This is a genomic window from Vibrio sp. TRT 17S01, from assembly GCF_050113695.1.
GTDB lineage: Bacteria > Pseudomonadota > Gammaproteobacteria > Enterobacterales > Vibrionaceae > Vibrio.
On sequence record NZ_JBNJOG010000001.1, the window covers coordinates 247,523 to 268,633 of the forward strand.

The 21,111-nt window shown below is 44.9% G+C and carries 19 protein-coding genes; 9 read left to right on the plus strand and 10 right to left on the minus strand.

The window, feature by feature from the left end:
* Positions 1-11: 11 nt before the first annotated feature.
* Positions 12-563, minus strand: a complete 552-nt coding sequence (rrtA, locus tag ACQEXS_RS01075; RefSeq protein ID WP_427012514.1) for a rhombosortase — start codon at positions 561-563, stop codon at positions 12-14.
* A 3-nt stretch (positions 564-566) separates the two neighbouring features.
* Here rrtA and ACQEXS_RS01080 point away from each other — a divergent pair, with 3 nt between their 5' ends.
* Positions 567-1,178 carry a tRNA-uridine aminocarboxypropyltransferase gene (locus ACQEXS_RS01080; RefSeq protein ID WP_427012515.1) on the plus strand — a complete coding sequence of 204 codons (612 nt, stop codon included), beginning with the start codon at positions 567-569 and terminating at the stop codon, positions 1,176-1,178.
* Between the two features lie 7 nt (positions 1,179-1,185).
* Here the strand turns inward: ACQEXS_RS01080 and ACQEXS_RS01085 are convergent, their stop codons facing one another.
* The 4 genes from ACQEXS_RS01085 to ACQEXS_RS01100 all read right to left on the minus strand — a co-directional run bounded on the left by ACQEXS_RS01085 (position 1,186) and on the right by ACQEXS_RS01100 (position 5,933).
* The gene (locus ACQEXS_RS01085; RefSeq protein ID WP_427012516.1) at positions 1,186-1,767 is read right to left on the minus strand and encodes a C40 family peptidase; all 582 of its coding nucleotides are present in this window, start codon (positions 1,765-1,767) and stop codon (positions 1,186-1,188) included.
* 135 nt (positions 1,768-1,902) lie between these two features.
* Positions 1,903-3,225: an anti-phage deoxyguanosine triphosphatase gene (locus ACQEXS_RS01090; protein ID WP_427012517.1), complete on the minus strand. Its 1,323-nt coding sequence runs from the start codon at positions 3,223-3,225 to the stop codon at positions 1,903-1,905.
* A 95-nt stretch (positions 3,226-3,320) separates the two neighbouring features.
* On the minus strand, positions 3,321-4,868 hold the full coding sequence (locus ACQEXS_RS01095) for a DHA2 family efflux MFS transporter permease subunit (RefSeq protein ID WP_427012518.1): 1,548 nt from the start codon (positions 4,866-4,868) through the stop codon (positions 3,321-3,323).
* 3 nt (positions 4,869-4,871) lie between these two features.
* On the minus strand, positions 4,872-5,933 hold the full coding sequence (locus ACQEXS_RS01100) for an HlyD family secretion protein (protein WP_427012519.1): 1,062 nt from the start codon (positions 5,931-5,933) through the stop codon (positions 4,872-4,874).
* Between the two features lie 130 nt (positions 5,934-6,063).
* Here ACQEXS_RS01100 and ACQEXS_RS01105 point away from each other — a divergent pair, with 130 nt between their 5' ends.
* Complete coding sequence (locus ACQEXS_RS01105) at positions 6,064-6,960, plus strand: LysR substrate-binding domain-containing protein (protein WP_427012520.1); 897 nt, start codon at positions 6,064-6,066, stop codon at positions 6,958-6,960.
* A gap of 18 nt (positions 6,961-6,978) precedes the next feature.
* Here the strand turns inward: ACQEXS_RS01105 and yfbR are convergent, their stop codons facing one another.
* Positions 6,979-7,578: a 5'-deoxynucleotidase gene (gene yfbR, locus ACQEXS_RS01110; protein ID WP_367988658.1), complete on the minus strand. Its 600-nt coding sequence runs from the start codon at positions 7,576-7,578 to the stop codon at positions 6,979-6,981.
* Between the two features lie 76 nt (positions 7,579-7,654).
* The gene (locus ACQEXS_RS01115; protein ID WP_367988659.1) at positions 7,655-8,869 is read right to left on the minus strand and encodes a pyridoxal phosphate-dependent aminotransferase; all 1,215 of its coding nucleotides are present in this window, start codon (positions 8,867-8,869) and stop codon (positions 7,655-7,657) included.
* A gap of 218 nt (positions 8,870-9,087) precedes the next feature.
* Between ACQEXS_RS01115 and ACQEXS_RS01120 the strand changes: the two genes are divergently transcribed.
* From ACQEXS_RS01120 to menE, 5 genes are all read left to right on the plus strand, one after another.
* On the plus strand, positions 9,088-10,395 hold the full coding sequence (locus tag ACQEXS_RS01120; RefSeq protein ID WP_427012521.1) for an isochorismate synthase: 1,308 nt from the start codon (positions 9,088-9,090) through the stop codon (positions 10,393-10,395).
* Positions 10,392-12,101 (plus strand): 2-succinyl-5-enolpyruvyl-6-hydroxy-3-cyclohexene-1-carboxylic-acid synthase, encoded by a 1,710-nt coding sequence (gene menD, locus ACQEXS_RS01125; RefSeq protein ID WP_427012522.1) that lies wholly within the window; start codon positions 10,392-10,394, stop codon positions 12,099-12,101. Before ACQEXS_RS01120 ends, menD begins: the two co-directional genes overlap by 4 nt.
* Complete coding sequence (menH, locus tag ACQEXS_RS01130) at positions 12,091-12,885, plus strand: 2-succinyl-6-hydroxy-2,4-cyclohexadiene-1-carboxylate synthase (RefSeq protein WP_427012523.1); 795 nt, start codon at positions 12,091-12,093, stop codon at positions 12,883-12,885. Before menD ends, menH begins: the two co-directional genes overlap by 11 nt.
* Before the next feature lie 125 nt (positions 12,886-13,010).
* Complete coding sequence (gene menC, locus ACQEXS_RS01135; RefSeq protein WP_367989155.1) at positions 13,011-13,997, plus strand: o-succinylbenzoate synthase; 987 nt, start codon at positions 13,011-13,013, stop codon at positions 13,995-13,997.
* Entirely contained in the window at positions 13,997-15,367 is a 1,371-nt protein-coding gene (gene menE, locus ACQEXS_RS01140; RefSeq protein WP_427012524.1) for an o-succinylbenzoate--CoA ligase, read from the plus strand. The genes menC and menE overlap by 1 nt, the downstream gene beginning before the upstream one ends.
* A 68-nt stretch (positions 15,368-15,435) precedes the next feature.
* On the opposite strand, the gene nagE is transcribed toward menE, so the two are convergent.
* The gene (nagE, locus tag ACQEXS_RS01145; protein ID WP_427012525.1) at positions 15,436-16,896 is read right to left on the minus strand and encodes an N-acetylglucosamine-specific PTS transporter subunit IIBC; all 1,461 of its coding nucleotides are present in this window, start codon (positions 16,894-16,896) and stop codon (positions 15,436-15,438) included.
* 175 nt (positions 16,897-17,071) lie between these two features.
* Between nagE and ACQEXS_RS01150 the strand changes: the two genes are divergently transcribed.
* Positions 17,072-17,953 carry a LysR substrate-binding domain-containing protein gene (locus tag ACQEXS_RS01150; RefSeq protein ID WP_427010880.1) on the plus strand — a complete coding sequence of 294 codons (882 nt, stop codon included), beginning with the start codon at positions 17,072-17,074 and terminating at the stop codon, positions 17,951-17,953.
* Positions 17,954-18,052: 99 nt separating this feature from the next.
* On the plus strand, positions 18,053-18,226 hold the full coding sequence (locus ACQEXS_RS01155) for a hypothetical protein (RefSeq protein WP_367988667.1): 174 nt from the start codon (positions 18,053-18,055) through the stop codon (positions 18,224-18,226).
* Here ACQEXS_RS01155 and ACQEXS_RS01160 read toward each other — a convergent pair.
* Both ACQEXS_RS01160 and ACQEXS_RS01165 read right to left on the minus strand, forming a co-directional pair.
* Positions 18,212-19,135, minus strand: coding sequence for a YeiH family protein (locus ACQEXS_RS01160; RefSeq protein WP_427012526.1), 924 nt, complete (start codon positions 19,133-19,135; stop codon positions 18,212-18,214). The genes ACQEXS_RS01155 and ACQEXS_RS01160 overlap by 15 nt on opposite strands.
* Positions 19,136-19,232: 97 nt before the next feature.
* Positions 19,233-21,107: an MFS transporter gene (locus tag ACQEXS_RS01165; RefSeq protein ID WP_427012527.1), complete on the minus strand. Its 1,875-nt coding sequence runs from the start codon at positions 21,105-21,107 to the stop codon at positions 19,233-19,235.
* Positions 21,108-21,111 lie beyond the last annotated feature (4 nt).

Here is a 21,111-nt window from a genome sequence, read left to right on the forward strand (position 1 = left end):
TCGCGTTACGACTAACGCCTGTCCAGTAGTGACAGGCGTTTTTCTATTAATGCAAATAATACCCCAGTGACAGCGCCAGCAAGATGAGCTTCAACCGCAACTCTCGCCTCAATTAATGCGGCTGTGGAGGCTGACGGGCCAGCAAACTGTTCCCATAATACTTTTGCCGCAAGACCAATGAGAAGTAGCCAACTGCTTTTGCGTCCTTGAATCACCTCTTGAATGACAAAATAGCCAAACAGCCCATGCAGTACACCAGATAATCCAACGTAGATGTTCATATTGGATAGAAAAATGGCAAAGCCGACACCAAGGCTGGTGGTGAGCAGGGCAAACAACAGCGCTTTCGTTGAAGGTTTGAAAATATAGCTGATGACCCAAAGCCCCGCGAGATTCATTCCAAGGTGCGGAAAGTTGGTGTGGGTGAAATTTCCTGTTAGGATGCGCCACCACTCTCCTTGGTTCAGAGCGTGACGATTCCATTCACTCAATGTAGCCAATGGCTCGAACTGTAAGCCTAAACAAATTAAGCTGATAACGGATAACAGAAGATACAAATTCACTTTATGTCTCGATATTGTACTCAGTGTGGAAAGCCACACAAAGCCTGTATTTGCCAATGGATAAAAAGCTTACCATCGAATGTAGAGCTGATTATTTTACAGCATCCGAGTGAAACGAAACGACCGATGGGTACCGCTCGAATACTGACCTTATCTCTGCCAAATAGCCATTGCTTTGTTGGAGAAGACTTTAGTCAACATGCTGAGCTAAATGCATTGTTAAATCAAGCGGATATGCAGCACTTTGTGTTGTATCCGGGAGAGAATGCGATTGAAGTGAATGAGGGGTTTAGTCACACGGATGAAAAGGTGGCTTTGCGGGTTATTTTACTTGATGGAACGTGGAAAAAAGCATACAAGATGTGGCAGTTATCAACCAATCTTCATACTTTACCATTGCTCAAGTTGCCGAGTAACCTTGCAGGGAATTACCGTATTCGAAAAGCACCGAGTGATAACGCACTTTCTACCGTGGAAGCGGGTTTCCATATTTTAAGTTTGTTACAACCTGAGCAAGACTTTACACCGCTTCTACATGCTTTTGATCAGATGATCGAATACCAAATCCAACAGATGCCCGCTGGTGTTTTTGAACGCAATTATCATAAAAACTAGGCAGAGCTTACATACTTACCACTGTGAGGAAGCGTCTAGGATAGCCACTCTTGTAGTAATTGGTTTCAGTGACGCCAAAGTGCTTTTTGGAAGACGAGCTATGAATGAAGCTGAGCTTTCCATCGCCAATTTCGGTAATAATGCCAGCATGACCCGGTTTTCGAATGTTAGGGTTGGTACCGGTAAATACAATTAAATCCCCAACTTTCGCATCTTCTAACGACACCTTATTGGCATACAAGCTCGGGTAGGCCGCCGTTGTGCGAGGTATGTTGATATCAAACTTTCGATAGACGTATTGGATGTACCCGGAGCAATCGAATCCTTTCGGCGTGCTGCCGCCGTAGATGTACTGAGTACCCAAAAAGCGCCGTGCATAATCGATCATTTCAGTTTGTGGCTGCTCTTTCTCAAGTGTTTTGACTGTATCCACACTTTCACTTATCTCAATTGGCTGTAATTGAGTAAACATTGGTTCTACTGCATGTTTAGTTTCTACGTGACTGGTTGGCTCTGAAGCCGTTGGAACGGCAGAGCAAGCGACAGAAAGTAAGGGTAATGGAAGCAGTATTAAGTGTTTTAAGTTCATAGAGCGAGATCGATTGACGGTATTTCTGCGCAATAAACTAACACGAGACGAGCAGTCGATTGATAAGAGTTTTGTCAAAATGTCGATTGGAAAAAGAGTGGCATGAACCACTCTTATCGATAAGTTCAACAGACCCTAGTATCCATGAGATGAAAACAGCTGCTGATGCAGTCTTTGAGCGTGACCGTCAGTCATGGATGAAATGTGGTCAGAGATCACTCGCAGGCCATGCGTTTCATCACTACTGCTTTGCCAACGCTGGCGTGGCTGCTCAGGTAACAGACGTTCAGGATCGGCACTGAGTGCTTCAAAGATATCCATGATAATTTGCTGGCCTTTGTATTCCACCATTTGAACCTGTGGGATCTGGATGACATAGTGACTAACAAAGTGTTTCAGTATCTCCAGTGCTTTTGCCATGGTCGGCTCAAGAAAGGCATTAAACGCGAGTAACTCAGAATGAAAGGCAGCTTCAACCGGCTTGATAGAGATACTGGTTAATAAGGCATTGACCATGCCTCCGATGGCGTCTTTTCGTTGATAGTGCGTATCAGAAAAGAGCATCTCGCCGACAGAATCGATATGCGCCTCGAACCATGGGTCGCCACATTCTGCCAGAGCACAAGCTGCGACCTCTTGCCATTGATTGCGAGTGACAAGACCAAGCACAATCGCGTCTTCGAGATCATGAACGCCGTAAGCAATATCATCCGCAAGCTCCATAATTGAACAATCGAGAGATTTATAACGTGTTTTATGGTGTTGAGTTGCGGGGAGCGTTTCTTCTCGCATCTGACTAAACGCGTCTTTGTCACTGTCTGAAAGCGGGGCAAGAACCCATTCAAACAACGCACTGTCACAGTCGTAGATACCTTTGGCTGGCATCCAATCTTTCGCTTTAAGCTTACGCTGATGGAGAGCTGGTTCAGGTTGTTGGGAAGCACAAACTTGGCTAAGCAAGGCGGGGTATTTGATTAGCCCAAGTAAGGTTCGGCGTGCGAGATTCATGCCGAAATGCTCGGTGTAAGGCTCAAGTTTGGTGACGATACGGAAAGTCTGTGCATTGCCTTCAAAGCCGCCGTGGTCGCGCATCATGTAATTGAGCGCTACTTCACCACCATGGCCATAAGCAGGGTGGCCGATATCGTGAGCTAAGCACAGGGAATCAATCAGGCTATCACTCGGGAGCAAATCACGGAACTCAGGCTGTTTCTTTTTCAGTTGCGCTACAATGCCCGTACCGAGTTGTGCTGCCTCTAATGAATGAGTGAGCCGAGTGCGGTGGAAATCATCGACACTTTTACCATGTACTTGGGTTTTTGCTTGTAAACGACGAAAAGCCGCCGAGTGCAGAATACGGGCACGATCGCGCTGATATGGACTGCGGTGGTCATCACGACGAATTTTATGTTCGTCATCATGACGTTGATGCCATAAATCACTGATTTTAAAAGTCATGGGCAATCTCCCTCTGTTTTATCTTACCGTATACTCATGCAGCAAGGACTTCAAGTAGCAGAAGAGGATGGAATGTTTACCATTTGCAGTACTTACTAGTCTTTCATACTCAAAATCAACATAGCGGCGACCGCGAGGAAACCCGTCATCATCAGAAATACATCATTGTAGGCCATGATAGCGGCATCTCGCTGCATGATGCCAACCAGACTAGCCTGTGCCTGTTGTAGAGCCGTTGCAGCATCGCTGCCAGATTGAATAAAGAAAGCCTGCTGTTGCTGAAGTGTCTGCCAGCCTAACTGATTAACGGTTGGCAACGATTCTTTAATATGAGCCAGATGTTCGCGGGTTTTGTTATCAAGCAAGGTCGCAATGATAGCGATACTAAATGCACCTCCGAGGTTGCGCATCACGTTCGTTAATGTTGAAGCATCTGGTGTATCCGGTTTATTGATGTTCTTCATCGCAACTAAGGAGAGTGGCACCATGATGAATGGGCTACCAATAGCACGTAATACCATAGATAAAATCAGTTGTTGGCCGCCAAAATCGACGGTCATATGTGTATTCACAAAACAGCTTAATCCAAACATTGTAAAGCCAAATGTGACCAAATATTTAGGCTTAATAATCTGAGTTAGCTTTGGCACTAATGGGAAAATGAGTAACTGAGGAAATCCCATCCACATTAACACTTCACCAATCTCCATCGCGTTGTATTGCTGAATTTGAGTCAGATACATTGGTAGGACGTAGATGGATCCAAGCAGTGCCATCCCCAAAATCAAATACGCAATGCAGGCCATCGCAAACTGACCGTCACGCAATAATCTCAGGTTTACCAGAGGCTTCTTGTGCTGTAACTCGTTAATGATGAAGTAGACCAAGCTAACAGCTGAGACAATACTGAGTGCAATAATAAAGCTTGAGCTGAACCATTCTTCGCGATTTCCTTCTTCGAGCACCACTTCAAGGCACCCTAGGCCGAGTGCCATAGTGACAATGCCAAACCAGTCGGCTTTCTTTAGCAAACTCAGTTCTAGCTTTTCATCATCCAATCCATAGCGAATCATAGAGATCACCAACAGTGCTGGTGGGAGGTTGATGTAAAAGATGTAGTGCCAAGATAGGTTCTCTGTCAGCCAACCGCCAAAAGTTGGCCCGATAGATGGGGCAAATGTGGCTGTTACGCCAAACAGAGCCATACCAACGGCTCGCTTGTTTAAGGGGAGCAGTTGCACGACCAGTGAGAAGGCGAGGGGAATTAAAGCCCCGCCGCTAAAGCCCTGCATGGCCCGAAAGATGATCATCGAAGTCATGTTCCATGAGAAAGAACACAGCAGCGATGAAAGGGTAAAGATTGCCGTAGTCCAGGTTAGATAACGGCGCTTACCTAATGCTTTAGACAGCCAACCACTGAGAGGAATTGCGATCATCTCAGCAACCAAATAGGAGGTAGAAATCCAAGAGCTTTCGTCGAGTGTCGCCGAAAGGGCCCCCTGAATATCCTTGAGTGATGAATTGGTGATTTGAATGTCTAAGATAGCCATAAAGGCACCAATCAGGCCACCGAATAATGCTACCCAGTGGCGAACTGGTACTTCATCAGCTTCCACGTGAGCAATGACAGTAGATTGGCTCATTGCTTAGCCTCGTGTATCAATGGTTGCAACAACCGATAGACCTGGTAGTAATCGGCCTTGGAGAGATTTTTGGTCTGGGATGGTGATTTTTACCGGTACGCGCTGAACGATTTTAGTGAAGTTACCAGTTGCATTTTCGGGTGGTAGGAGCGCAAATTTAGCGCCAGTAGCTGGAGAAAAACTGTCAACCACACCTTCTAAGGATTGACCAGGGAAGGCATCCAGTTCAACGGTTACTTTTTGTCCTTTATGGATGCCATTTAGCTGGGTTTCTTTAAAGTTGGCTTCAATCCACACGCCTTGTTGCGGAACCAAACTCATTAATGGTGAGCCTGCTTGAACTAACAAACCTTCACGAACGCTGCGTTTACCAATGATACCATCGGCAGGAGCATAGACCTTCGTGTAGTCGAGGTTTAGCTGAGCTTGTTCTAGTTGAGCCTGTGCTTCAGTGACAGATGCTTGTGCTTGTTCTATTTCGCTACCAATCACAATTAACTGGTCATTAGCAGCAGAAAGATTAGCCTTTGCTTCCTCAAGTTCAGCAAGAGTCACCTTCTGTTGAGCCAGCATGCTGTCAAGCTCGTCCTGCGACGCGTAGTTGCGTTTTAGCAGACTACGGGAACGAGACACTTGTTGAGCGGCACGCTCGTATTCAGCACGAGCAGAATCTACTCGGCTTTCAGCCTGATTAATTTGGCTGCGCTGTAAGTTTTGTTGCGCGCTAAGGTTTTTAACACTCGATTGCGCCACTACGAGGTGTGCTTGGGACTGATCCAATGCCGCCTGATAGTCGCGGTCATTAATTTGAACCAGCAACTGTCCCTGTTTCACCTGTTGGTTATCGGATACGTAAGACTTAACGATATAACCTGACACTTTAGGGCTGATGGTAGTGATATCACCTTGAAGATAGGCATTGTCAGTGGATTCAAAATATTGCCCATAACCAAACCAATATCCACCACCCAGCAGACCAAATGACAGCATTAGTGCGGTTGCGATCAAAGGTGCTTTGTTGCGTTTGGACTTGGTTGTGCTGGTTGTTTGTTGGGTCTCTGCCATTTTGCACTCTTAAAGTTAACTGAATTTCGAATGCAACGAATTGTAAATGAATCACATTGGTTGATAAGATAGGAAAAAAAGGAAACACTGTTGCAAAAATTTAACTAATAAGGTGTTTCTGGGAGGCTTTATGGATTTAAATTCAGTGACTGTATTTACCCAAGTTGTTGATTGTGGGAGTTTTACCCACGCAGCAGAGACACTGAACATGACAAAGTCAACGGTAAGTCGAAAGCTCGTTGAGTTAGAGCAATATTTAGGTGTGAGATTGATCACGCGCTCAACGCGCAGTTTAGTACTGACTCCTGAAGGAGAAGCATTTTATCAATCCAGCTTACAAATGCTGGAAATTATGAATCAGGCTGAGCTGGAGGTTTCCGCCAATCAGGATCTGGTTCGCGGACCTCTTAACGTTGTTCTGCCAGTTGAATTAGGCCATCAGGTGCTGGGTAGCTATATCCACCAATTCCTACTCGATTATCCTCATGTAACAATGAACCTAGAATTGAGTAACCGTGAAGTGGATATTATTGGTGAAGGTATCGATCTTTACGCCCAAATCGGAGACCTTGAAGATTCTAATCTCGTCTCACGTTTTCTAACCTCTTCTAAACGAGCACTAGTGGCAAGTCCGACGTACTTAGCTCAGTTTGGTGAAATCACTTCTCATCAGGACTTAACTGCTCCCCATCATTTGGTGGAAGTATTTAATAAGGCTGCTCGTTTGCCAAAGTGGCATCTGCAACCTGACAGTGGTGAGTCATACCATATTGACTTGCCGTATCGGTTACGAGTCAATACTATTACTGCCTGTTTAAAAGCCTGTATTGATGGTTTAGGTATTGCTGTGCTGCCGGAGTTTATCTGTCGCGAACACTTTGTTAGTGGTGCATTGGTTCATTTGTTGCCAGAGTATAGAATGCCGGAAGTGCAGGTGAGTTTGGTCTACGCAGACCGAAAGTTGGTGCCAAAACGCAAAAAAGTATTCATTGAGTACCTACTTAATGCGTTTCAGCAACGGATGTGAGTATTGGCTGAATATCAATTAGCTGATTTCGTCTAGTGATAATTCAAAACTTGGTGCAAAGACATTAAGAAAATAGAGCATTTCTTCTGTTTCACGTTCTTTCAGCGAAATATCAAGACGCTTTTTGGCCAGTGCATATTCGTGGTTCCCAGCGCTGAGCTCTTCTAGGCATTTTAGGTATGCACAAATGGTGTCGGCTTGTTTCACTATTGCAGCGTCTTCACTATTTGCTTGATGGCTGAGCAGAAAGGGTGCGAAATCATCTTTGAATTCATCAGGCAGCATACCAAGTAGCTTTTTTTCCGCTGCTGCTTCGATTTTTTTGTATTCTTTGGCGATCTCGGGACTGTAATACTTAACTGGGGTGGGAAGGTCGCCCGTCAAGACTTCACTGGTGTCGTGGTACATGCCTAAAATGGCAATTCGCTCCGGGTTCAGATTACCACCAAATTTTTTGTTTTTAATAAGTGCCAGAGCGTGAGCAACAAATGCAACTTGCAGGCTGTGTTCAGAGATATTTTCACTGGAAACTGAGCGCATAAGGGGCCAGCGCTGGATAAGCTTCATACGAGCAAGGTGGGCAAAAAAATGGCTTTCTTTCAGTGTGGGTTCGGACATCGTTTGACTCCTTGCTAAACGAAAAAGGATACTCCAAAGAGTATCCTTTTAGCATATGAGAGATCGAATCTGAATACTACTGGCGATAAGTTGACAAGAAGCGCTCAAAGCGACCAATCGCCATTTCGAGATCCTCAACATGAGGCAATGTCACAATACGGAAGTGATCCGGCTTTGGCCAGTTGAAGCCAGTGCCTTGTACCAGCAGTACTTTTTCTTGAATCAAGAAATCGAGGACCATTTTTTGGTCATCTTTGATGTTGTACATCTTGGTATCAATTTTAGGGAATAGGTACATTGCCCCTTTGGGCTTGACGCAAGAGATCCCCGGAATCTGATTTACCAGCTCCCAAGCACGATCGCGTTGTTCAAGTAAGCGACCACCAGGCAAGATCAATTCATTAATGCTTTGGTAACCGCCCAGTGCCGTTTGCACTGCATGCTGCATCGGAACATTGGCACACAAACGCATGGATGCCAGCATTTCTAAGCCAGAAATATAACCTTGGGCCAAATGTTTTGGTCCGGTTAGGAACATCCAGCCGCTGCGAAAACCACAAACGCGATAGGCTTTAGATAGGCCGTTGAATGTGACGACGAGTACATCGTCTGTAAGGCTAGCGACAGAAGTGTGGGTCGCACCGTCGTACAGAACCTTGTCGTAAATCTCATCTGCAAAAATGATCAACTTATGTTGGCGAGCAATTTCGATCACTTCCAATAAGAAGTCACGGCTATATACCGCACCCGTTGGGTTATTTGGGTTGATCAAGACGATACCACGCGTTTTCGGTGTGATTTTCTTTTTGATATCGTCGAGATCGGGATACCAGTCAGATTCTTCATCACAGAGGTAATGAACGGCGTTACCACCAGACAGTGAAACTGAGGCAGTCCAAAGTGGATAATCTGGTGCTGGTACCAGCATTTCATCACCGTTGTTGAGCAGAGCTTGCATCGCCATCACAATTAGCTCAGATGCTCCGTTCCCGATGTAAACATCTTCCACGTCTAAAGAGCGGATACCTCGACGTTGGTAATATTGCACAACGGCTTTACGCGCAGAATAAAGGCCTTTCGAATCCGCATAACCTTGAGATGTTGGGAGGTTACGGATGACATCAACCAAGATTTCATCAGGGGCGTCAAAACCAAATGGGGCAGGGTTACCGATATTTAGCTTCAGTATATTATGCCCTTCTTCCTCCATGCGCTTAGCATGTTTCAATACTGGTCCGCGGATGTCATAGCAGACATTGTCGAGTTTTGACGACATTCCGATATTTTGCATTGTGTAAAACCCAAAAATGAATTAATTTCTTTATTAAACTACAACAAAAAAAGGTTTGATAGAATAAAAATCTACTTTGTGGCGTTATTTAAACGTCCCTTTATCTGGTGGCTATCACAGGATTCTGCAAAAGATTGAGTACATCCTTGATTTGAGAAGGGTCTAACAATAGAGTAGCGTTCAAATTCTATCGAAATCTCCTGTAAGACGAGGCTGATTTGTCACACTTTCATCAAGCCGTCATTGAACTTATTGAGCGTGTAAAGGATGCAAAAGACGGCACTAGCCGTTTGGTTCAAGTTCTTAAGGAAAAACCTGACTTTGCCTTTATTGATTGGTTGGACGCGCAACCGATATTTCCCAAATTTTACTGGCAATCTCGTGATACTCGTGAAGAGGTTGTTGCACTAGGACAACTGCACACATTTACTGACCCTGCACCAGCTTATACTGTACTTGCTGAAGATCAGCGAGTTTGGGGAGGCCGTTCCTTCGATGGTCAGACAGATAAAAATCGCCGCTGCATGTCTTCATTTTTCTTCTTACCGCAAGTGGAGTTGATCCGCTTTGATAATACATGGTCTATTGCGGTGAATCTCAATGGAGAGCGGCATCGCACCTTATCAAGTCTGAATAAACTACAAGTTGATGTGACCCCTCTGGCTCCTGTTTCCGCACATATCTGCAATATTACGCATGTACCACAACAGCCACAGTGGAACGAGTTAGTGGAACGTGTATTAACCGGGATTGACCAACAGGCGTTTAAAAAGGTGGTGTTGGCACGTAAAACAACCGTTGATCTCGATGGCCCACTGTGTCCGGCTCAACTGTTGAAAGCCAGTTATCAAAATAACCATCATAGTTTCCACTTTCTTCTGGCTCTTGACCAAAAACATGCTTTTATTGGGTCAACGCCTGAGCGTCTATACTCTCGTCAAGGTCAAGAATTACATACTGAAGCGTTGGCTGGCACGATTGGTCGTGGGGTGAATGCGCAACAAGATATGGATCTGGCCAACTGGTTGTCGCAAGACAGTAAGAATTTGAATGAAAACCAGTATGTGGTGGATGATATTATTGAGCGCCTTACGCCACACTCAGAAAAGGTTCATGTTGAATCAGAAGCTCGCTTGGTTCGTTTGCGCAAAGTGCAGCACTTAAAACGCAGTATTCATGCCACACTTAATCCTGGGGTGAATGGTGTTCAGCTACTTAGTGCGCTTCAACCAACGGCAGCTGTTGCTGGCTTACCTCGGCAAGAGTCTATCGATTTTATTCGTCAGAATGAACCTTTTGCCAGAGGTTGGTATGCAGGTTCGATTGGTTATATCAGTCATAAAAAAGCAGAATTTTGCGTCGCAATCCGAAGTGCGTTGATTGTTGATGAGCAGCTCCAATTGTTTGCCGGAGCTGGCATTGTTCCCGGCTCGGTTGCGAAGCATGAATGGCAGGAATTAGATAAAAAAATGTCGACCTTATTGTCGCTGATCTCGGAGAATGCCCCGCTGGGAGTGGCTTCATGAGTACCAACCAAGCGGTATTAAACCGTATATGGTCACAAACCATTCTTGAAGAGTTAAGTCGATTAGGTGTCTGTGATATTTGTGTGGCGCCAGGTTCTCGCTCAACCCCTCTTACTTTGGAAGCGGCTGCAAACCCCAAATTAACCATGCACACACATTTTGATGAGCGTGGTTTAGGCTTTTTAGCGTTAGGGCTTGCCAAATCAAGTCAGCGTCCTGTCGCAGTTGTCGTCACATCCGGTACTGCAGTAGCTAATTTATTACCAGCGATTGCGGAATCACATCTAACGGGTGAGAAGTTAGTTGTGTTGACTGCCGATCGCCCCGTGGAATTAGTCGGGTGCGGCGCGAATCAAGCCATCGACCAACAAGGCATTTATTCATCTCATGTGACAGCAGCCCTTAATTTGCCAACCCCAGCTTTGCATACTCCGTTGAAATGGCTGCTCACTTCGATTGATCAAGTCATGCAAAAGCAAGCGCAAGACAGTGGCAGTATCCATATCAATTGTCCTTTTCCTGAGCCGTTATACAGCTCGGAATCTAAATCGATATTTCAACACTATTTAGATACCGTTAGTCATTGGTGGCAAAGTAACCAGCCTTACTGTCAGCGTATATTGGCGGAGTCCGGTCAGTTCTTCGATACAGCTTCATTTGCCGAGAAAAAAGGTTTATTGATTGTCGGTAGTGTTTCAATTGAGGAAGCGAAGCGAGTGCAGCAACTTGCGAATGAAGCGGGCTGGCCTCTATTGTGCGATCCACAATCTGGTATTTCGAGTGAATGGGCTCATTTTGATTTGTGGCTGCAACGGCAAGAATGGGCTGACAAGCTTAATGAGTGTGATTTGGTGGTGCAGTTTGGTTCTCGCTTGGTATCAAAAAGGCTGAATCACTGGCTCAAGCAACGAGTTGAAAATAGCGATTGTGAGTACCATTACATCGAGCACGCTCATGGTCGAAATAATCAAGATCATCTGCCACAGTACCATCATGTGTGTGATATCCAGCAATGGCTTGCAGCGAATGACAACTGGCAACAAGGTGTTACGACTCGTGGTTGGGCTGATGACCTTCGTAAGGTTGCCAGTGCTACCCTCAGTACCGCCAAAACCATGCTAGCGGATGAATCTTCATTATCTGAAGCGTCATTGGCCCTGTCTTTAGCCAATGTGCCTCCCCATACACAACTCTTTATTGGCAATAGCCTGTTTGTACGATTAACCGACATGTTTAGTCGGTTGCCGGGGAGGGCGGTATACAGCAATCGCGGCGCTTCGGGTATTGATGGGCTTATCGCGACTGCAAGTGGGGTTGTACGACATACTAAAGTGCCGACTTTAGTGGTAGTGGGCGATACTTCGCTACTGTATGATCTTAACTCTTTGGCGTTGTTTACTCATGAACCAACACCAACGGTTATTGTGGTCACGAATAATGATGGCGGTGCTATTTTTGATTTGCTGCCAGTACCAAACGTGCAAAAGCAAGCGTTGTATCAGATGCCTCATGGCTATCAATTTGCTGGTGCGGCGAATCAGTTCCAGATCCCTTATTGCTGTCCTCAAACATTAGATGAATGTTCAAGTATGATCGAACAACATCTAGGGACAGGCCACGGACCACTATTAATTGAGGTAATGACGCCTCCTGAACAAGCTTCAAACCATATTAAACAGGTGGTACGTCATCTCCATGCTCTATAGTCAGCTTCACCATTTTTCAGCGGTTCAGGAGCAGCCAGCGGTTGTATTCCTACATGGTTTATTGGGAAGTGGTGATGACTGGCTAGAGACATTAAACCTTCTTCCTGACTATGCTTGCCTATGCATTGATCTACCGGGTCATGGACAAAGTAATGGCATAATCTGCCAAGGCTTTGAGCATTGTTGCGACATGATTGTTGATGCAATCAGTTCTCATTTTCCTCCTGAGATGCCCATCATTTTGGTGGGCTATTCTATGGGAGCGCGCATCGCGATGCATGGTTTAGCTCATGATTGCTTTTCAAGGCTCAATATTTGCTTATCACTACTTGAGGGCGGCAACTTTGGTCTCGATACGGTGTCTGATAAACAAGCGCGTTGGGAAAATGATGTGCGTTGGGCAGAACGTTTTTGCCGTGAGCCTATCGAGCAAGTGCTTGCTGATTGGTATCAACAAGCGGTATTTGCAGAACTCACTTGCGAGCGAAGACAAGCGGTAATCGCTAAACGTAGCAAGAATAATGCGGCTCAAGTTGCCAGCATGCTAAAAGCAACCTCATTGGCTAAACAGGATTATTTGCTGGATAGGTTAAAGTTAACTTCGGTACCTATCCATTATATTTTCGGCGATAAAGACGTGAAGTTCCGTCAAATGGCAGAACAGAGCGGACTTGCCTTCACTCAAGTGAATGCCGCAGGACACAATGCTCATCAAGAGCAACCCGCAGCTTTTTCTGAGATTATTCGCCATCACATAAGACTCATGTATGAGTCAATCAGATAGAAATGGGACATTCCATGACAAGAGCTACCACCATACCATCCTCTTTTCCTCCCTCGAGACCTTCGATGAAAAATAGATAAATAACGTTAGGTCTACTACAACAATAGAATTGGGGAAGAGAAATGATAAAGTCAGCGAAACTGTACCGTTACCTGCTGCCTATGGACAGCGGTGTGATACTTAGAGAACAAAGACTAACTGAACGAGAAGGCTTTATTGTTCAGTTAGAACATGAAGGAAAAATAGGGAGAGGAGAGATTGCGCCTCTACCTGGTTTCAGTATTGAAAGTGCAGAAGAAGCATGTACTCAGACTCTTGAGCAACTTAAGCGCTGGGCTGCTGGTGAGGCATTTGACTATGAAGAGCTTTATCCATCGGTTGCATTTGGTTTGTCGATGGCAGAGCTTGAGCTAAGTGGTCAATTACCGCCAGAAGGCAATTATACGGCGGCACCACTTTGCAGTGGTGATCCTGACGAACTGATTCCTAAGTTAGATCAGATGCAGGGTAAGAAGGTCGCTAAAATCAAAGTAGGTTTGTATGAAGCCATTCGTGATGGTTTGATTGTTTCTCTGTTTTTAGAATCGATTCCAGACTTAACATTACGCTTAGATGCTAACCGCGCATGGACGGCAGAGAAAGCGCAGCAATTTGCCAAGCACGTCGTTCCTACATTACGTCAACGCATAGCGTTCATAGAAGAGCCATGCCAAGTGCCGGGCGACAGTTTTTCATTTGCGATTGATACCGGCATTCCAATCGCTTGGGATGAAACGTTGCAGCATGCGATTCGCAGCGATGATTTTCGTTTAGAAAATCTAACAGGTGCCAAAGCGATCGTGATCAAACCCACCTTGATTGGTTCAGTAGAGCGCTGTATTGCACTTATTGAAAGAGCGAAAGAGTTGGGGATCACGTCGGTGATCAGTTCAAGCATTGAATCAAGTTTTGGCCTGACTCAACTGGCACGTTTGGCTAAATGGCAACTGCCAGATGAAGTGCCAGGTTTAGATACCGTAGGCTTGTTTGCTCAGCAGCTTGAAGTGGAATGGCCAGGGTGTGAGCTTCCGCTCTCTCCATTGGCAGAACAAACGCTAATTTGGCAGTCTTAATGAGTACATCTCCTCTAACAAAATGGGCGCAACAGCGCCCATCTTCATTAGCATTGCTCACAGAAAACCACCAGTATTGTTGGCAGGAGCTGAAGGAGCGGGTGGATGCCTATGCTGCGCAAATAACTCTGCGTGGACTAAAGCAAGGGGATGTGCTGACCTGCATTGGAAAAAATACGCCTGAAATGATGATGGTTTATTTGGCGTGTCTTGAGCTTGGTGTGATTTGCGCGCTGACCATGCCTCAACCCGATGAAGTGCTACAAAACAAGCTCGACACTCTCTATTCAGGACCGCCACATTTATGGTGGTCGGCGCACGCTTCTCTTCGTTACACATCAAACAGCATTGAACTTAGTAGCTCATCATCGGCTCATTCTTCATTCAATAGTTATCTGCCAGACAACCCTGCTTCGATAGTATTTACCTCAGGATCGACGGGTAAACCGAAAGCGGTGCTTCATACTTCGGCACAACATCTGGCGTCTGCTTCGGGGTTATTAGAAAAATTTCGATTTACTGAGCAGCACACTTGGTTGTTGAGCCTTCCTCTGTATCACGTTTCCGGGTTGGCGATTGTGTATCGCTGGTTATTTGCTGGAGCCTGCTTAAAGGTAGGTTGTGGGGAATTGCTCAAAGATATTCAGGGCGTAACTCATGCATCCTTGGTTGCTACCCAGTTAAAACGTTTGCTAGAAAGTGGTATCGACACCGAACTGAGCCATGTTTTACTCGGGGGGAGTCATGTTCCTCAAGAGCTTAGTTTAGCCGCGGCGGAACGTGGAATTGAAACTTGGCTTGGTTACGGTATGACTGAGGCTGCTTCAACGGTGACAGCAAAGCAAATCAATGATCATCATAGTGCAGGTTGCGTGTTGCCAAGGAGAGGGGTCAAGCTGGAGGAAAAACGCATTTTTATCAAAGGTGAGACGTTAGCAAAGGGCTACTATCACCAAGGTATGGTGACGCCATTAATCTCTGATGAATGGTTCGATACTAAAGACCTAGGGGAATGGCGAAATAATGAGCTAGTGATCATTGGTCGAGCTGACAACCAATTTATTTCTGGTGGCGAGAATATCCACTGTGAGGAAATTGAAGCAGTATTGAATTCACATGAACAGGTTGCCCAAGCGATCGTGATTCCAGTTGCTGATATAGAGTTTGGTACTCGTCCTGTGGCGGTTGTGCAAACATCAATGCCTATAGTGAAAGCAGAGTTCGATGCGTTTCTTTCTGACAAATTGGTGAAGTTTAAATGGCCGGTGGCGTACTATGTCATGCCAAAATCGTTATTGGAAACGGGAATAAAAGTATCTCGACAAGCGGTTAAAGATTGGTTGGAAAAAGAAGTGCAAAACAGTGACTAGTTGTAGTTGCACTTCAAGGGGGAAGGGCGAAGGTGACTCGCCCTAATTTTTATTGATTTTGCTAATGGTTACGCAAGAACGTTTTTCATTTGCTCAGCGACTTTATCTACCTTACCTAAGCCGACGATAACTTGAAGACCAGTTTTACCGACCGGTACGACCCCAGCAGCACCCAACTGTTTAAGTTTATTGCTATCAGCGAGTGATGAATCTTTCACGCCAAGGCGAAGACGAGTAATACAGTTGTCCACCTCTGTGATGTTTTCCGCACCACCAATGGCTGCAATGTATTGTTTCGCAAGATCTTCAAGTTGCTCTGGTGACTCGTCTTTGTCTCCAGCCATGTCTTCACCACGACCTAGAGTTTTCAGGTTAAATTTGATGATAACGAAGCGGAATACAGCGTAGTAAACCACGAAGAATACAAGGCCCAGTGGAATTAGCATGTACCACTGTGTCGCCAACGGGTTTTGACTTGATAAAACGAAGTCAACAAGACCTGCTGAGAAGCCAAAGCCAGCAATCCATTGCATTGTTGCCGCAATGTACATTGAAATGCCCATAAGCACCGCGTGAACGAAGTACAATGCTGGCGCTAGGAACATAAAGCTGAATTCAAGTGGTTCAGTGATACCAGTGAAGAAAGACGCCATTGCACCTGCAAGCATAATAGAGAAGACATTGTCTTTATTCTTTTTGTCTGCACAGTGGTACATCGCCAGAGCCGCACCCGGTAGACCAAACATCATAATTGGGAAGAAACCAGCTTGATACATACCCGTTTTACCAATAACGGCAGTTCCATTAGTAATCGACTGAGCGCCACCTAAGAAGTTTGGAATGTCGTTAATACCAACCACATCAAACCAGAAAACAGGGTAGAGCGCATGGTGCATGCCAATAGTCAGAGTTAGTCGGTTGAAAAAGCCGAACAGGCCCGCACCAACAGCACCCATAGACTCTAGCTGAGTACCAAAGACGATGAGGCCATCGTAGATGATTGGCCAGATGTACAGCAAGATAAACGCCAAAACCATGCCAGCAATTGACGTTAGGATAGGCACCAAACGTTTACCACTGAAGAACGCCAATGCTTTTGGTAATTCAACGGAAGAATAACGGTTATAAATTTCTGCTGAGATAATACCAACGATAATACCGACAAACTGGTTGCTGATCTTATTGAACGCCGCTGGAACTTCGTCTGCGCTAACGCCAAGCAGCTGAGTTACTGAATCAGGGGATAGCAATGTGGTCAAAACCATAAAGCTAATAAAGCCAGCTAACGCTGCGGAACCATTCTTGTCTTTACTTAAGCCAAATGCGACACCGACGGCAAATAGGATGGCCATGTTGTCGATAATGGCACCACCAGATTTGATCAAGAAAGCAGCTAATACATTATCTGCTCCCCAACCTGTTGGATCGAGCCAATAACCGATCCCCATTAATATTGCCGCTGCAGGCAGTGTGGCCACAGGGACCATCAGCGCCTTGCCGACTTTTTGCATATACCCAAGAATATTCATGTTTACCCCTAATGAATTATTTGTTTATTCATTTATTTTTCTAATGAGTAATAATATTGGTTTTGATTTTTACCCATCGCTAAATTAATAACGGCGCATATTTGAAACATTTTTCGCGCTGTAAACAAACGAAAGAAAGAGTAATATGGATTAAAATTTTTAATGCGTTAATGTCATGGCAAAACAACAATCACTTCTTAGAAATCTACACACATTCAATGTGGCATCACGAACACTCAGCTTTACGCTTGCAGCAAAAGAGCTTCACCTAACGCAAGGTGCAGTAAGCCATCGGATAAAAGTGCTGGAATCAGAATTGGGTTTTAATTTGTTTGTTCGAGGCATTCGCAAATTAGAGTTGACCGAGGAAGGGAAACGATTTCAGGCCACCTTGTCTAGTTCATTAAATAAAATTTTTACTGAAATAAATGACATTAAATCGCTAGATGAGGGGGGGGAATTGAACATTGCGACCTCTCTCGGCTTTGCAAATGGTTGGTTGCTACCAAAGCTTGCAGACTTTAAAGCACAATACCCTAAGTTCAATCTGAATATCTTTGCGCAGGAAAACAATCAAGACTTGGTCGGAAATAACGTTGATGTTGCGATTTTTTATGCCTCGGAACATCATGCCAATATGCATCGTAAGCGCTTATTGAATGAAAAGTACATCCCAGTATGCAGCCCACAATATGCTGAAGAATTAGGTTTATATAAAAAAGGATTAGAGTCACTCCATGAGGTGAACTTCATTCATGCATTAGGCTCGGAAGTATGGCAACAATGGGTTGAGCATATGAAACTAAAGGTGGACGTATTTAAGCATTCATACAGCGTAAGTTATCGTGAAATGGGGATCACATGTGCTCGCAATCATCTGGGTGTTGCAATGGGACGATATCAATTTGTAAAGCCTCTTATTGAATCAGGCGAGTTAGTTTCCCCTTACCCTTATATGGATACGGAGCTAGGTTATGATGTGATGTACCCAGTGGGTGCGGACGGGAGACCTAAGGTGAAGGTATTTATTAACTGGTTGGAGGAACAACTTAGTTAATTTTGATATTTGATAGTACAAAAGCGAATTTTGTAACCTTATAACCCTGACTCATAATGATTTAGAAATTTAATGGAATCAGATATAAGAGTCAGGGATATGAAAGCAATGATTATCGTGGCGGTGCTCATTCAAATTGTGATTGCGATTCAGAGCGAAGGGCTTGCGCGCGCGCTTGCCGAACTGACGGCCTTTATATTGGTAGTGATGTTGGTGCTAGAAAAAAAGAAAACGACACAACCCCAATCTGAACGCGTGTTAAGCGAAGAGTAACCATGCTAATGAGCAACTCGAGATAAGTCCCCACATCGTTACGCCAAAAATAAGCGGTTTGGTTCCTGCCGATTTGATTTTTTCTACTGAAATTCCACAACCAATCAAAAATAAACAAACAATCAACGCTTTTTTTGCGAAGCTAAATATCAATTGATAGGTTTGTTCATATTGCGGTAATACGTCACTAATCGCGATGGCGATGCAATAAAAAAGAATAAAGTAAGGTAGGGTGATTTTCTTTGAATCATTACGGAAAATCATGGCACTCACCAGTGCGACGGGAATAATCCACAATGCGCGTGCCAGTTTGAGTGTCGTCGCTGTTGTTAAAGCTTCTTCCCCATATGCAGACGCCGCTCCAACCACAGAAGATGTGTCGTGAATTGCGATAGCAGCCCAAGTCCCGAAGGTTTGCTGGTCGAGAGCTAACGCATGACCAATTACAGGAAAGACAAAAAGGGCGATAGAGTTAAGGACAAATACGGTGGCTAAGGCTAAGCCAATTTGCTCGTCCTCAGCTTTGATTGCTGGGGCAATGGCTGCAATAGCACTTCCTCCACAAATTGCGGTACCCGATGAAATAAGGTAGCCCGTTTTTTTATCCAGTCCTAAGGCTTTTGCAAGTCCCCAGCCGAAGAGAAGTGTTCCAATAATAGTTGCAACTACTAAGCCAATACCATCTGCAGTAACGGCTAGCGCTTGATCAAAGTGAATCCCAAAACCTAGCCCAACAATGGAGTAGGCTAAAAGTTTTTTCGTGATTGATGACAATGCGATTCCGCTTGGTATCAATCCAAGGCTGGCAAGAAAAAAACCAATGACCAATGCCATCGGTGAAGAAGCGTAGGGCGAAAGACAAAAACCGATAGCAAGGACAAACGGAATGGTTTGTTTTAATGATTTCATTAACTTATTACTAAAACTAAAAGAGACGCGATTGTACAGAGGACCATACAATCAGTAAGTATCAATGTTTTGAACAAATGTTCAGGATCGCTGAACGTTATCGCCATTCACCTCGTAGGGTGAGGACTTTATCGTGCATGACTTGCGTGGTTGCCAATTCAGGTTGAACTGGTTCCCCTGCTTCAATTTCTAGCTTAGACCAGAAGCGAGTAGGAAGCCCTTTACAAGCACTGCCTTTATAACGGCTGAAATAACTGCCCCACAGTCCTTTTAGCGCCATTGGAATGACCGGAACGGGGCTGCGACGCAATATGATGTCCATTCCTCGCATAAAGTTATTCATCTCGCCATCAGCAGTGAGACGTCCTTCAGGGAAAATACACACAATGTGCCCTTCTTGAAGCGCTTGTTCTACGTCAGTAAAGGCTTTTCTTATGGAGCCTTTGCGCGTCGCTGATATTGGGATAACCCCCGCTCGCTTAAGAAAGCGCCTTAAAGGAGGAAGGTTGGCGTAATCTTCTTCCATCACAAAGCGGATCAATCGAGGACACACGGCACTTAATAATAATGCATCCATGTAACTTACATGGTTGCAAACGACAAGAGCGCCCCCCTTCTCGGGTAAGTGGTGTAGATTTTTGTGGTTCACGCGGTACATGGTATGGGTAAGAATCCAAACCAAGAAACGAACCACAAAGACAGGAACTTGCAAGAAGAGATAGCTAGCGACAAGAAAGTTTAAAATTGTCAGTGTGATAAATAACTGAGGAATAGACCGTTCAAGGAGACTTAAACAGACGATACCTAAAACCGCACTACCAACCATGAACAGAGAATTATAAATATTGAGTGCAGCGATAACTTGTGCACGTTCCGTGACTTTTGCCCGTTGTTGCATCAGGGCATATAAGGGAACGATGAATACGCCTCCTGATGCGCCAAGTAATAATAGGTATGCAAATAGTGGCCATAAATCTTGGTAACTGACAAAATCAGAGAAATTCTGAAAGGTCGGGAGTTGCTCAGGAATGCTGGTGGCCATTAAAAAACCGAATACTGTGATGCCAAAGCTGCCAATCGGCACGATGCCGACTTCAATACGATGATTCGATAGTTTGTCGCATGCCAACGAGCCCGCGGCAATGCCAATAGAAAAGAGTGCGAGTAAAAACGACACCGCACTCTCATTTCCATTGAGATAAAGTTTGGTGAAATTTGGAAACTGAGTTAAGTATGCCGCTCCCAAGAACCAAAACCAGCTGATGGCCATGATTGACTGGAAGACCACTCGATCAGATTTGGCAATCGAGATGGTTTTTCTGGTGTGTTGAATCGGTTGCCAGCGGAATTTTAATTCAGGTGCACAAGCTGGTGCTAATGGAATTGAACGGCTGGATAGGTAGCCAAGCAACGCAAATAAAATTACGCATCCAGCGGCTATGTATTTTGCGTTATCAGCGGAGGCAATGATTCCTGCACCAATAGTACCGAGTAAAATGGCGAGAAAAGTACCGGTTTCGACTAGAGCATTACCGGGAACCAGTTCTTTTGGGTTGAGCTGCTGGGGTAGCAGTGCGTATTTCACTGGGCCAAAAAAAGCAGATTGCGTCCCCATCAAAAAAAGTAGCAGCAATAAAATAGCGTAACTTTCGGTGATGAAACCAATGGCACCAAGGCACATAATGCCAATTTCAGCCAGTTTGACTTTGCGAATAAACCAAGACTTTTCGTACTTATCGGCTAAAACACCCGCTGAGGCCGAAAATAAGAAAAAGGGCAGTATAAATAAGCCAGCAGCAAGATTGATAAATAAATGGCTTGAGACGGGCAGTGCATTTGCTCCCGCAAAGGCAACAAATAACAGCAGAACATTTTTAAAAATGTTGTCGTTAAATGCGCCAAAAAACTGCGTAATAAAATAGGGTAAGAAGCGCTTTTGCGCTAACAGAGAGGCTTGATTGTGGTGTGGCATTGCA

Coding starts and splice junctions, on each gene's coding strand:
- ACQEXS_RS01080 (WP_427012515.1), top strand. CDS start 567: ATGTCTCGATATTGTACTCAGTGTGGAAAGCCACACAAAGCCTGTATT.
- ACQEXS_RS01085 (WP_427012516.1), bottom strand. CDS start 1,767: ATGAACTTAAAACACTTAATACTGCTTCCATTACCCTTACTTTCTGTC.
- ACQEXS_RS01090 (WP_427012517.1), bottom strand. CDS start 3,225: ATGACTTTTAAAATCAGTGATTTATGGCATCAACGTCATGATGACGAA.
- ACQEXS_RS01095 (WP_427012518.1), bottom strand. CDS start 4,868: ATGAGCCAATCTACTGTCATTGCTCACGTGGAAGCTGATGAAGTACCA.
- ACQEXS_RS01100 (WP_427012519.1), bottom strand. CDS start 5,933: ATGGCAGAGACCCAACAAACAACCAGCACAACCAAGTCCAAACGCAAC.
- ACQEXS_RS01105 (WP_427012520.1), top strand. CDS start 6,064: ATGGATTTAAATTCAGTGACTGTATTTACCCAAGTTGTTGATTGTGGG.
- yfbR (WP_367988658.1), bottom strand. CDS start 7,578: ATGTCCGAACCCACACTGAAAGAAAGCCATTTTTTTGCCCACCTTGCT.
- ACQEXS_RS01115 (WP_367988659.1), bottom strand. CDS start 8,869: ATGCAAAATATCGGAATGTCGTCAAAACTCGACAATGTCTGCTATGAC.
- menD (WP_427012522.1), top strand. CDS start 10,392: ATGAGTACCAACCAAGCGGTATTAAACCGTATATGGTCACAAACCATT.
- menH (WP_427012523.1), top strand. CDS start 12,091: ATGCTCTATAGTCAGCTTCACCATTTTTCAGCGGTTCAGGAGCAGCCA.
- menE (WP_427012524.1), top strand. CDS start 13,997: ATGAGTACATCTCCTCTAACAAAATGGGCGCAACAGCGCCCATCTTCA.
- nagE (WP_427012525.1), bottom strand. CDS start 16,896: ATGAATATTCTTGGGTATATGCAAAAAGTCGGCAAGGCGCTGATGGTC.
- ACQEXS_RS01150 (WP_427010880.1), top strand. CDS start 17,072: ATGGCAAAACAACAATCACTTCTTAGAAATCTACACACATTCAATGTG.
- ACQEXS_RS01155 (WP_367988667.1), top strand. CDS start 18,053: ATGAAAGCAATGATTATCGTGGCGGTGCTCATTCAAATTGTGATTGCG.
- ACQEXS_RS01160 (WP_427012526.1), bottom strand. CDS start 19,135: ATGAAATCATTAAAACAAACCATTCCGTTTGTCCTTGCTATCGGTTTT.
- ACQEXS_RS01165 (WP_427012527.1), bottom strand. CDS start 21,107: ATGCCACACCACAATCAAGCCTCTCTGTTAGCGCAAAAGCGCTTCTTA.